General features: G+C 67.0%; 11 protein-coding genes. 9 read left to right on the forward strand and 2 right to left on the reverse strand.

Annotated features, from left to right (window positions below):
- The first annotated feature begins 102 nt into the window (after positions 1–102).
- The 9 genes from LGN17_RS33755 to LGN17_RS33795 all read left to right on the forward strand — a co-directional run bounded on the left by LGN17_RS33755 (position 103) and on the right by LGN17_RS33795 (position 9,904).
- Entirely contained in the window at positions 103–447 is a 345-nt protein-coding gene (locus tag LGN17_RS33755; RefSeq protein ID WP_226201170.1) for a hypothetical protein, read from the forward strand.
- A 293-nt stretch (positions 448–740) separates the two neighbouring features.
- A complete protein-coding gene (locus LGN17_RS33760; protein WP_226201171.1) occupies positions 741–1,283 on the forward strand; it encodes a hypothetical protein in 543 nt (180 codons plus the stop codon).
- Between the two features lie 365 nt (positions 1,284–1,648).
- Entirely contained in the window at positions 1,649–2,419 is a 771-nt protein-coding gene (locus LGN17_RS33765) for a hypothetical protein (protein WP_226201172.1), read from the forward strand.
- Between the two features lie 124 nt (positions 2,420–2,543).
- On the forward strand, positions 2,544–3,152 hold the full coding sequence (locus tag LGN17_RS33770) for a hypothetical protein (RefSeq protein WP_226201173.1): 609 nt from the start codon (positions 2,544–2,546) through the stop codon (positions 3,150–3,152).
- A 78-nt stretch (positions 3,153–3,230) separates the two neighbouring features.
- A complete protein-coding gene (locus LGN17_RS33775) occupies positions 3,231–3,773 on the forward strand; it encodes a CbrC family protein (protein WP_226201174.1) in 543 nt (180 codons plus the stop codon).
- Positions 3,774–3,837: 64 nt separating this feature from the next.
- Positions 3,838–5,088 carry a metallophosphoesterase family protein gene (locus LGN17_RS33780; RefSeq protein WP_226201175.1) on the forward strand — a complete coding sequence of 417 codons (1,251 nt, stop codon included), beginning with the start codon at positions 3,838–3,840 and terminating at the stop codon, positions 5,086–5,088.
- Positions 5,089–5,091: 3 nt separating this feature from the next.
- On the forward strand, positions 5,092–8,562 hold the full coding sequence (locus tag LGN17_RS33785; protein ID WP_226201176.1) for an ATP-binding protein: 3,471 nt from the start codon (positions 5,092–5,094) through the stop codon (positions 8,560–8,562).
- Between the two features lie 121 nt (positions 8,563–8,683).
- Positions 8,684–9,208, forward strand: coding sequence for an HD domain-containing protein (locus LGN17_RS33790; RefSeq protein ID WP_175957295.1), 525 nt, complete (start codon positions 8,684–8,686; stop codon positions 9,206–9,208).
- A gap of 9 nt (positions 9,209–9,217) precedes the next feature.
- A complete protein-coding gene (locus tag LGN17_RS33795) occupies positions 9,218–9,904 on the forward strand; it encodes a DUF429 domain-containing protein (RefSeq protein ID WP_226201177.1) in 687 nt (228 codons plus the stop codon).
- A 153-nt stretch (positions 9,905–10,057) separates the two neighbouring features.
- Here LGN17_RS33795 and LGN17_RS33800 read toward each other — a convergent pair whose 3' ends face one another.
- Positions 10,058–10,495, reverse strand: coding sequence for an ATPase (locus tag LGN17_RS33800; RefSeq protein ID WP_226201185.1), 438 nt, complete (start codon positions 10,493–10,495; stop codon positions 10,058–10,060).
- A 239-nt stretch (positions 10,496–10,734) separates the two neighbouring features.
- Positions 10,735–10,967, reverse strand: a 233-nt coding sequence (locus LGN17_RS33805; protein WP_226201178.1) for a hypothetical protein, incomplete at its 5' end; no start/stop codon positions are given.

Raw genomic sequence — 10,967 nt, forward strand, 5'->3', positions numbered from 1 at the left:
CGGGCGGTACGCGCGCGGCCTCGATCTGCCCATATTCACCAATGGGCGGCCGGGGCCGCGCATCATGAAGGAGTCGCAATGACGAACGCGCATCTGCTTGAAATGGACGCCATCCTGTCCGTGCCGGGCTTTTTCGATTTCCTCGGCGACCTGGATTGCGACCGCGCGCTGGACCGTCGCGATGCCGAGCCGTTCGATGCGCAGTGGATGGCGTCGTTCGACGAAATCGACGGTGATCCGGGTGCAGCGATCGACCGGGCCGCCGTGAGCGCGCTGAGGGAAAAGGCGTTCAAGCTCGCGTTCGGCGCATCGGGGAACGCCGGTGTGGCGGCATGCGTATCCGACGATATCGAGCTGATCGCGCGGAGCCGGTTGTCGGGCCGCGCCGACGGCTGGCCGACACACGTTCTTTGGAATGCTTATAGAAGCGGCCGGTTTCCCTGCTAGCCGTTTCGCCTGCCTGGTTTCCCGATCCGTGGCGATCGGCCGTGTCGCCGTCGCGGCATGCTCCGCGCGGCACGCCTCAAGATTTTCCTCGTCCAATCCCGCCGCAAGCCCTCGATTGTCAAACAGTGTGAGTCAATCGTCAGCATTTGCAACGGAAGTAACAGTCCCCGCAATTCAATCGCTTTGCTCGTCCGCGCCGCTACATTAGCGCCACCTGCCGCACGTCGCGGCAAGGCATGCGCCAGGCCGCACGAAGGCGGCCCGCAGCAACAACGTCTTTGGGGAGAATGACCATGAACAAGATTCGTACGATTCTGGTGGGTGCAGCACTGACGGCGATGGCGACTTCGGCTGCGTTCGCACAGACGGCCCAGACCGGTGCCCAGGGTTCCGCAGGTGTCGGCGCACAGGTTCAGACGCCGCTGCTCGGTGGCGGCGTGGGCGTGCAGGCTGGCGCCGGCGCGAATGCGGCAGGCTCGGGTTCGGGCGCGGGCAACGCCGTTGGCGGCGCGCTGAACGGCGTCGGCAAGACGGTCGGCGGCGTGGGCTCGGCAGCCGGCAACGCGGTTGGCGGTGCGACGCATGCGGTCGGTTCGGCAGCGGGCACCGCGAAGGATGCCGCCGCATCGGCCGCCCACTCGACGAAATCGCACGTGAAGCACGTCGCAGGCACGGCAAAGAGCCACGCGCAAGGCGCGGTGTCGACGGCAGGCGACGTCGCAGGCGGCGCGAAGGCGAAGGCCGGCGAGGCGCTCGAAGGCGCAACGAACTCGGTGCAGGGTGGTGCATCGGTCGGCGTGAAGGGAGCGGCATCGGCACAAGGCGGCGCGCTGTAAGCGTCACGCTTTCCGACACGGCCCGGCCCGCTTCGATGCGGGCCGGGCTTTTTTATTGGCGCGCGCGGCGCGCCGTTCATCCCGTCCTCGATACGGGAATGCGTCGGCGTTCGCTACCTATCCGGCGACGCGACACGCATCGGCGCCTTGGCGGATGCCCGCCGGCACGGACCGGCAACGGGCGGCGTACGCGCCCCCTGCCCATTGCCCGCCCGCCATGCTTAAATAGCGGGGCTCCCGGTTGCCGGGCCGCCGCAATCGCGGCGCCGGCCGATACGGGCCAGCATGTCCGATCGATATCGTGACGACAGACAACACCAATACGCCGTTCCGGCCAGCCCGATAACATTCCGAGGCCTCACGTCATGACCGTCCTGTTCCGTCTTCTCGCGCTCGCCTGCGCGCTCTGGCTGGCTGCCTGCGCGGCGCCGCCCCCGCCGTCCGCGAGTTCCAGCGCGTCCGCCGCTGCACCGGATGCCAGTGAACGCCGCGGGCTGGGCACGGCATGGGGTGAGTCGGTGCGGTCCGAAACTCGCCAGGTCGAATTCGAACGCGCGGATCCGGCGAAGCCGACGGATCTCGCGTCGGTCTACTACAACGATGCGTTGCCCGGACACCCGCCCGCGTCCCAGGTTCGCCGGTTGCCGACCCGCGTCGCGCTTGCCAACGGCGACATCGCGCTGTCGTTTACGGACGAAAAGGGCGCGCCGCTGCGTCTGGCGCGCAGCGGCGGCCGCTGGCACATGGCGGGCGTCGGAGGTTCGCGTTACATGATCGTGCTGCATAACCAGGGGCGTCGTACGTTCGAGGTCGTGTCGAGTGTCGACGGGCTCGACGTGCTGTCCGGGCGGCCGGGCAGCTATACGAACGGCGGTTACGTGCTGTATCCGGGGCGCACGCTGACGATCGAGGGCTTCCGCAAGAGCCGCGACGAAGTCGCCGCGTTCCGCTTCGCGGCGGTGCCTGACAGCTATGTCGCGAATTCGAAGTATGGCGATGCCGCGAACGTCGGCGTGATCGGCGTCGCGGTGTTCGCGCAGAAGGAGAACGACGAGGAAGCGCTGCGCCGCAACGCGAATCCGTTCCCCGGCAATGACAACGGCTATGCACCGCCGCCGGTGTCGCGCGGAGAGTGACGGCGCGTCGCGGGTCGGCCGCGTGTGTCGTGACGAACGACGTACGCCGGGCGATCCTGAAATGGCACCGCACGTATGGCATGCCGGCGCATACGGTGAATTTCACGACCATCCTGCGCGATTCATGTGGACACGGATCATCCCGACGAAATCGATTGCGTTGAAGCTCGCGGCACTGGCGTTGCTGGTCTCGAATGCCACCGTTGCCATCGCCGAAACGCCGGCACCCGATTCGGTGCGGCTCGCCAACGGTCACGAAATCGAGTGGGTGCGCCCGGTGTTGGTCGAGGTCGATGCAGGCCGCCACGAGAAATCGGCACTCATCGTGCCGACCGCGCTCCGCCACGCATTGCGCGATGCATCGAGTGTCGCGTTCCCGTCGGACCATACGAAGCGGATCGACGGTAAAGACTATCTGCTGGTCGTCGTCAACCGCTCGTCGAACAGCCGCCCGACCGGATATTGCGGCGCGGGCGAAGAAGGGGCGCTGTACGTGCTGGAACTGCGCGGCGCCCATGCGGTGCCGCGTTTCTCGCTGCCGGTTCAAAGCTGCGTCGATTCCATTTCGCTCGAAACCGATGATGGAGCGCAATCGCCCTACCTGGCGATCGCGTGGCGCGACGGCCCGGGCGGCATCGACATCCGGTGGGAATATCTCGCGCACGGCGGTGCAACGCATCGCGTCTATCGTTTCGTGAACGGCACATTCGTCGAGGCTGAGGTTCCGCAGTAACGCGGCCGGGTTGCGGCACAATGGCCGTTCGAATTCGCATCGCGTGCGTCCCCACCATCCGGATCGACGGAGCGCCTCATGTCGTTACCCGCTTTCAGGTACCATCCCGACCCGCCGGCAACGGGCAGCGTGATCTGCTCGGACGCGCGCTGCGCGTGTTGCGGCGATGCGCGCGGTTGTGTGTACGCCGGCCCCGTGTATGCAGCGGGCGAGTATGAGCAATGCATTTGCCCGTGGTACATCGCCGACGGCTCGGCGCACGCGCGGCTCGATGCCGTCTTTACCGACACGCGTGGCATGGGCCGCGGCGAATGGGACGAAGTGCCCGATGCGGTCGTCGGTGAAATCGCCTGCCGCACGCCGGGCTTTCAGGGCTGGCAGCAGGCGCGGTGGTGGACGCATTGCGGCGATGGCGCAACGTTCATCGGTCGTGCGGGCGCCGGCGAACCGACCGCGCTCGGCCCGCAGGCGGTTGCGTCGATTCGTGAATCGACCGGACTCGACGAGGGCGCCGAGTGGGCGCGGTTCTTCGCCGCACTCGACAAGGACGGCTCACCGACGGCGTATATGTTTCGCCGTATCCATTGCGGCGAATTCGGCGGCTACCAGGATTGCGACTGATGGCCCGGCTGGCGGCATCGCACGGCGATCGCAGGCCCCATCGTCATGAAACAGAGGAATCTTCGTGAAGTTCATCCACGCGGCAGACATACACCTTGACAGCCCGTTGCACGGCCTGAGCGCATACCCGGACGCGCCGGCCGCGCAGTTGCGCAACGCGTCGCGCGAGGCGCTGCGGCATCTCGTGGATCGCGCGATCGAAGAGGAAGTTGCGTTCCTCGTGATCGCCGGCGACCTGTACGACGGCGACTGGAAGGATCACAACACGGGCATCTTCTTTGGCCAGCAGATGGGGCGCCTGCGCAAGGCCGGTATCCGCGCGTTCGTCCTCGGCGGCAACCACGACGCCGAAAGCGAGATGACGAAGAAGCTGACGCTGCCCGACAACGTCACGGTGTTCAGCCACCGCAAGGCGGAAACCCACACGCTGCCGGAATTCGACGTTGCGCTGCACGGACAGAGCTTCAAGGACAAGGCTGTCGTCGACAATCTCGCGATCGGCTATCCGGACCCGGTGCCCGGCTACTACAACATCGGCGTGCTGCACACGGCGCTCGAAGGCTATGCGGCGCACGCGAACTATGCGCCGTGCACGCTGGCCGAACTGCACGCGAAAGGCTACGACTACTGGGCGCTTGGCCACGTGCACGAATTCCAGCAATGGTCGGGGCCGTCCACGGTGGTGTTTCCCGGCAACCTGCAGGGGCGTCATATCCGCGAGACGGGCCGCCGCGGCGCGGTGCTCGTGACGGTCGAGCAAGGCCGCACGCAGGTCGAGCGCCTGTATCTCGACGTGCTGCGCTGGGAAGCCGTGTCGGTCGACGCGTCCGATTGCCATACCGTTGCCGACCTGTCGAGAAAGATCGGCCAGTCGCTGGAAGCGCTGCTGACCGTCGACGGCCATGTGCCGCGCGCGGTGCGCGTGACCGTCACGGGACGCACACGTGCGCATGGCCTCTTTTTCGGCCGCGCGCCGCAGTTGCGCGCGGAGGTGCTGAACCAGATCGGCATCATCGGCAACGAGCGGCTGTGGCTCGAGAAGGTCCGTCTCGAGACGTCCGCGGCCGCTCACCCGCCGGGCGAAAGCGAGCAGCTTGAAGCGCTGGAGGACCTGAAGCAGATACTGGCCGACGCCGCGCGCGATCCGGATTTCCTCGAACTGCTTGAACGCGACCTGAAGCCGTTCGTCGGCAAGGTGCGCAGCGACGTGAAGGAAGAGGTGCCGCTGTTGACGATGGCACGTGCGGGCGAGCTTACCGCACTCGTCGAGCAGGTCGGGCCTGCGTTGCTTGCGCGGCTGGCGAGGGGGGAGTAAGCGATGCGGATCAATCGGCTCGATCTGATCAAGTACGGCAAGTTCACCGACGAGACCCTGCGGTTCCCGTCGGCCGGCGAGGATTTCCATGTGATCGTGGGGCCGAACGAGGCCGGCAAGTCGACGATCCGCACGGCCGTGTCGGAACTGCTGTTCGGGATGAAGCTGCAGACGCCGCTGGATTTCCTGCACAGTACGCCCGAACTGCGGATCGGCGGCGTGCTGGAGAGCGGCACGGGCGAACTCGCATTCCACCGTGCGCGCGGGCGCAGTCCGCTGCGCACGCCCGCTGACGACAAGTTGCCCGACGACTATCTGGCCGCCGTGCTCGACGGCGCGACGCGCGAATTTTTCGAACAGATGTTCGGGCTCGATCACGGGCGTCTGGTCGACGGCGGCCGGAGCATTCTCGACGCATCCGACAAGCTCGGCCAGGTGCTGTTCGAATCGGCTGCCGGTGTCGGCAGTCTCGGGCCGGTACGCGAGGAGCTCGATGCGCGTGCGGTCGAGCTCTGGGCGCCGCGCCGCAGCGGCAGCGCGTTTGCACTCGCGGAAGCGTCGTTCAACGAAGCCGTGACCGAACTGAAGACGGTTCAGGTGCGCACGCGCGACTGGGTCGAACGCAAGGACGCGCGTGAAGCGGTCGAACAGCAGATCGAGCAGGCGCGCGCGGAACAGCGTCGGCTCGAAGCGCTGCGTTCGAAGCTCGAACGCGTGCGACGGCTCGCGCCCTACCTGAAGGAACTGACGGTCAAGGACGCCGCGCTGGCGGAACTGGGCGCGGTCGTCGAGTTGCCACCCACCGCGTATGCGGATCTGCTGAAGGCGCAGGGCGATCTCGCGGCCGAACAGAAGGTGCTCGAGGAACGGCGTGCTGATCTGCTGGCAAAACGGCAGGCGCGCGATGCGATCGACGCCGACGCCGACACGCTGGCGCTCGAAACCGACATCGAAGCGCTCGATCGGTTGCGCGGCGCGTGCATGAATCACGCGCAGGATCTGCTGCTGCTCGGCGCGGATGTCGAGCGGCACCTGTCCGCCGCGTTCGCTGCGGCCGCCCAGCTCGGCTGGCCGACGGACGAAGCGTCGCTGCGTGCGTCGCTGCCGACGGCGTTGTCGCTAAAGACCGTCGCAAACCTGTTGCGCGAACACGGTGCGCTGCACCAGGCGCTTGCCGGCGCGCGCGAATCGCTCGACGAACGCACGCGCGAGCTTGCACAGGTAAAGGAACAGCAGGCGCGCCTGTCGACCGTCGATGTGCCGGAGGCGCTGCGTGCGGCGCTGGCCGATGCGCAGGGCTTTCGCAATAGCGGCCAGCGCGAGCAGGCACTCGAACATGAGATTGCCGCTGCTGACCGCACGCTGTCCGGCGCACTCGATGCGCTCGGCCAGTGGCGCATGCCGGTCGATACGCTGCGTGCGCTCGACGTGCCGTCGGCGGCGCGGCTCGGCACGCTGCTGAAGGAAGACGGCGAACGTGCGAGCGCGGTCGCTGCTGCACGCGACGCGCGGGACGGCGCGCTCGAAGAGCTCGAGCGGCTCGAACTGCAGGAGAAACACTTCGCGGAGAACCACAAGGTCGTCACGACCGCCGACGTGCTGGCGGCGCGTGCGCGGCGTGACGGCGCGTGGGGCGATATCCGCAGCGGCGCGGTCGATCTCGCATCGGGTGCACCTGCGGTCGACGACGCGATTCGCCTTGCCGACGAACTCGTCGATGCACAGCTCGGCACGACGCAGGCGGCGGCGACGTTGCAGTCGCTGCGTCAGCAGGTCGAATCCGCACGTGCCGGCGTGACGCGCAGGCAGGCCGCATTGGACGAGCGCGAGCGTGAGCTCACCGCGCATCGCGACGCATGGGCCGCGCTCGCGACGGCGGCCGCGGTGCCCGGCATGCCGCTGGCGACGATGGGCGACTGGCTGGCGAAGCGCGACATGGTGTTCGCCGCGCAGGCCGACCTCGACCGGCTGCGGCGCGAATTCGACACGATTCGCGCCGCACGGGCCGGTGCCGAAGCCGCGTTGCGCGCGGCGCTGCACACCGTGTCGCGAGGCGGCGAGTCGGACGGCCTGGCGGCGCTCGTCGCGATTGCCGAGACCTTCGTACAGTCGGCCGAGAAAGCGCTCGCGCAACAGGACAGCCTCGAAGATCGCGCGCGGGAAGCCGAACGTGGATGCGCGACGGCGCAGTCGCGCGTCGGCCACGCGCAGACGGCCTACGATGCGTGGCACGCGCAATGGCAAGGCGCGCTGGCCGACGCAAAGCTGTCCGCGAGTGCGGCGACGCTGGCTGCGGCGGAAGGTGCGCTCGGGCTCGCCAACGCGGTGATGGCCGAACTGGCCGATGCCGACGCGCCGCGCAACCGGATTGCCGCGATCCGCGCGGAGCTGGCCGCGCTCGAGGCTGGCGCAAGGCGGCTTGCCGAAGCGCTTGCGCCGGAATGGCTGACGAGCGGCGACTGGCCGGACGTCGCACGCCGGTTGACGATGCGCCTCGCCGCCGCCAGGGAAATCGCGCGTGCGATCGGTCGTGCCGACGAGGCCGTGCGGCAGGCCGACGGCAAGGTCGCGGATGCGGCTGCCGCGGTGGCCGGCGCCGACGCGCGCATCCAGCCGCTGCTGCAACTGGCCGGCGTAGCGTCGATCGACGCGGCGCTGCCGCTGGCGGAACGCTCGGATCGCCAGCGCCAGCTTCGGCAGGCGGTCGATGCCGCGCACGAGGCACTGGTGCGCGATGGTGATGGCCTGTCCCGGTCAGCCGTCGAAGCGGAAGTCGCGGAGCAGGACATCGCCGACGTACCGGCGCAGCTCGAAGCCGTGAAGCAGTCGCTCGGCGATATCGGCAAGCGGCTGAACGCGCTTTCACAGCAGCAGGTCGTGGCCGACCAGGCGTTCAGCGCGATCGACGGCCAGGCGAACGCGGCCGTTGCCGAGTCGAAACGGCAGGAAGCGCTGGCGGCGATGGGCGATGCAGCCGAACAGTATCTGGAGGCGGCCACGGCGAGCCGGTTGCTGAAGTGGGCGACGGATCGCTATCGCGACCAGAAGCAGGGGCCGATGCTCAGGCGCGCGGGCGAGATCTTCGCCGGGCTCACGCTGGGCGAATTCGCGCGGTTGACCGTCGATACCGAACGGACGCCGCCTGCACTGTATGCACGGCGGACGAAGGGCGCATCGGTCGAGGTCGCCGGGTTGAGCGAAGGAACGCGTGACCAGTTGTTCCTCGCGCTGCGGATCGCGGCGCTGGAGCTGCAGCTCGGCAGCCGGACCGCGCTGCCGTTCGTGGCCGACGACCTGTTCATCAACTTCGACGATGCGCGCGCGAAGGCCGGCCTCGATGCGCTGCGCGATCTGTCGACGCGAACCCAGGTGCTGTTCCTGACGCACCACGAGCACCTGCTGCCGCTCGTGAGGGACGTATTCGGCGCACGGGTCAACGTGGTCGAATTGCAGCGCACGCCGGTGGGCGCGTGATGCGGGGCGTGCGGGGATGCCGGCGCACGGGCAGGGTCATCGCGTACAGGTAGTATGGGCGGTTCCGAAATGCACGCGGCCGGTTCTGCCGGTCGCGGGTCTGGCCACACGAGGGGTGAATATGAAAAAGCTGGTAGCCGCCATCGCGTTCGCGGCGGACAAGCATCGCAATCAGCGGCGCAAGGACGAAGCAGCGTCGCCGTACATCAATCATCCGATCGCGCTTGCCGACGTGCTGGCCAACGAGGCCGGCGTCGAGGACGAGCGCGTGATCGTCGCGGCCGTGCTGCACGACACGGTCGAGGATACCGAGACGACCGAGCAGGAATTGCTGCGGCTGTTCGGCAAGGACGTGGCGGACATCGTGATGGAAGTCACCGACGACAAGTCGCTGCCGAAGGAGGAGCGCAAGCGCCTGCAGGTCGAGCATGCGGCGACCATCAGCCGGCGCGCGAAGCTCGTGAAGCTGGCCGACAAGATCTGCAACCTGCGCGACATCTCGCGGCATCCGCCCGCGGACTGGCCGCTCGAGCGCAAGCAGGCGTACTTCGACTGGGCGAAGTCGGTCGTTGATCCGATGCGCGGCGTGCATCCCGGTCTCGAGGCGATCTTCGACGCCGCCTACGATGCACGGCCGGTGGACTGAGGCGCTCGCATGCGATCGGCTCGATCCATCGAATCCGCCGCGCGTCGATTGCCGACCGTGGCGGGTGTCGACGTGGGCGGCGAAAAGAAGCAATGCGATCTCGTGATCCTGCGCGGCCCCACTGTCGTCTGCCGCGAGGAACGGATCGCACCCGAGGCGGTGCCTGCGCTGTGTCTCGCCCATGACGTCGTGGTCGTCGGTGTCGACGCACCGAGCCTGTGGTGGACGGGCAGCGGGCGCCGGGCGGCCGAACAGGTGCTCGCACGCGAACGGATCTCGTGCTTTCCGACGCCGTCGCGGGAGCAGGCGGTCGCGAGCACGTCAGGGTTCTTCGACTGGATGTTCATGGGAGAGCGTGTCTACCGCGCGCTCGCAGATGCGTATCCGCTGCTGACTGGCGCGCACTATGCGGGCGGACGCGCCAGCTTTGAAACCTATCCTTATGCGATCACCTGCGCGATGCTGGGCAAGCATGTTGCGTCGGCGAAGCAGAAACGCAACCAGCGCAGGCAATTGCTGGAGCGACTGGGGATCGACGTGTCGGCGCTGAAGTCCGTCGATGCGCGAGACGCGACCCTTTGCGCGGTGACGGCGCAATTCGTCATCGACGGGAATGCGCACGCGTATGGCGATACGGAGGGCGGATATATCCGCGTGCCGACCGTGAGCGAGGCGATCGTTCTCGATGCACCGTAGTAGCGTCGCGCGTCCTGGGCGAGAGGCGCAGAGAAAGGGTGAGCTTTTGCGGGAGGGGTGTGGCCTGTATGACGACCAAGGCGTGGCAAGCATCAGGATGGTTGGCGCACACGACATGACGCGGGTGCGCGACGCGATCCCGAGCGGCGCTCCTTAATCCTCGAGGATGGTTTTCGGTACGCTGGACAGGTCGCAGGCTTGCGCCTGTTCGAAGTAGCCTTCAGCATCGTCGATCATCACGACTGCGACGTCGATCAGCTCGTCGAGTCGTTGCAGCAGCGATTCACGCCACTCGATGTCTTCGTCGCGCTCGGGCGTCTTGTCCAGTTGCTCGATGATCGAATCGGCCGTCTGCAGGAAAGGAATTGCCTGCTGATAGTTTTCGATCGAGACCATCGCCGCGTTGCGCGCGCCGACGAGTCGCTCGCGGTGTTCGTCCGCCAGTTCGGATTCGCCGCTGATCCGCGGCAATACATCCGAGATGCGTTGCAGAAGCGGCGGAACCTGTTCTTCCAGGATGATGGCGCGCTCGCGCAGCGCTGCATATTCGTCGCGAAGGTCGGCGTCGCCGGGTTGAGTGGTGCTGTTCATCGTGGATAGGAGAGGAGTGCGTGGTTCGGTCGCGGCATGATACTCGACCGCACCCGATTCCTTGCCCGTTCCGCGCCCTCCTATATAGGCAGCGAGAGACATACTTCACATCAATAGGGGGTGCCGTGTTGCGATTGGCGGCCCGTCGAGCCCCGAGCCCCCGTGCGCGGCAGCGCACGGGGGCTTTTTCAAAATATTTTCACAAAGGGGCTTGCGTGGTTGAGGGCGGGTGCTTAGAATCACGCCTCTTTCGCGCTAACAGAAACACGGCGCGGGAGAGGGAAGCAGGGTTGGTGGTGTGCGGCAGTCTGGCGCGTACAACTGGCCTGGAAGTTGAGCCCCGCGGTCGCAACGCTGATGTTAAAAAGTTGTTGACGAGCTGCGAAACACGGTTCATAATCTCGCTTCTCTGCTGCTGAAAACGCAGCGCTGCCGGGAAACACGAAGTTCCTCGCAGAATGCTCTTTAAAAA

The organism is Burkholderia sp. AU30280 (genome assembly GCF_020420125.1).
Lineage (GTDB): Bacteria > Pseudomonadota > Gammaproteobacteria > Burkholderiales > Burkholderiaceae > Burkholderia.

Excerpts from the sequence above, each read along its gene's own strand:
- LGN17_RS33755 (WP_226201170.1), top strand. The coding sequence starts at position 103 with ATGGACGCCATCCTGTCCGTGCCGGGCTTTTTCGATTTCCTCGGCGAC.
- LGN17_RS33760 (WP_226201171.1), top strand. The coding sequence starts at position 741 with ATGAACAAGATTCGTACGATTCTGGTGGGTGCAGCACTGACGGCGATG.
- LGN17_RS33765 (WP_226201172.1), top strand. The coding sequence starts at position 1,649 with ATGACCGTCCTGTTCCGTCTTCTCGCGCTCGCCTGCGCGCTCTGGCTG.
- LGN17_RS33770 (WP_226201173.1), top strand. The coding sequence starts at position 2,544 with ATGTGGACACGGATCATCCCGACGAAATCGATTGCGTTGAAGCTCGCG.
- LGN17_RS33775 (WP_226201174.1), top strand. The coding sequence starts at position 3,231 with ATGTCGTTACCCGCTTTCAGGTACCATCCCGACCCGCCGGCAACGGGC.
- LGN17_RS33785 (WP_226201176.1), top strand. The coding sequence starts at position 5,092 with ATGCGGATCAATCGGCTCGATCTGATCAAGTACGGCAAGTTCACCGAC.
- LGN17_RS33790 (WP_175957295.1), top strand. The coding sequence starts at position 8,684 with ATGAAAAAGCTGGTAGCCGCCATCGCGTTCGCGGCGGACAAGCATCGC.
- LGN17_RS33795 (WP_226201177.1), top strand. The coding sequence starts at position 9,218 with ATGCGATCGGCTCGATCCATCGAATCCGCCGCGCGTCGATTGCCGACC.
- LGN17_RS33800 (WP_226201185.1), bottom strand. The coding sequence starts at position 10,495 with ATGAACAGCACCACTCAACCCGGCGACGCCGACCTTCGCGACGAATAT.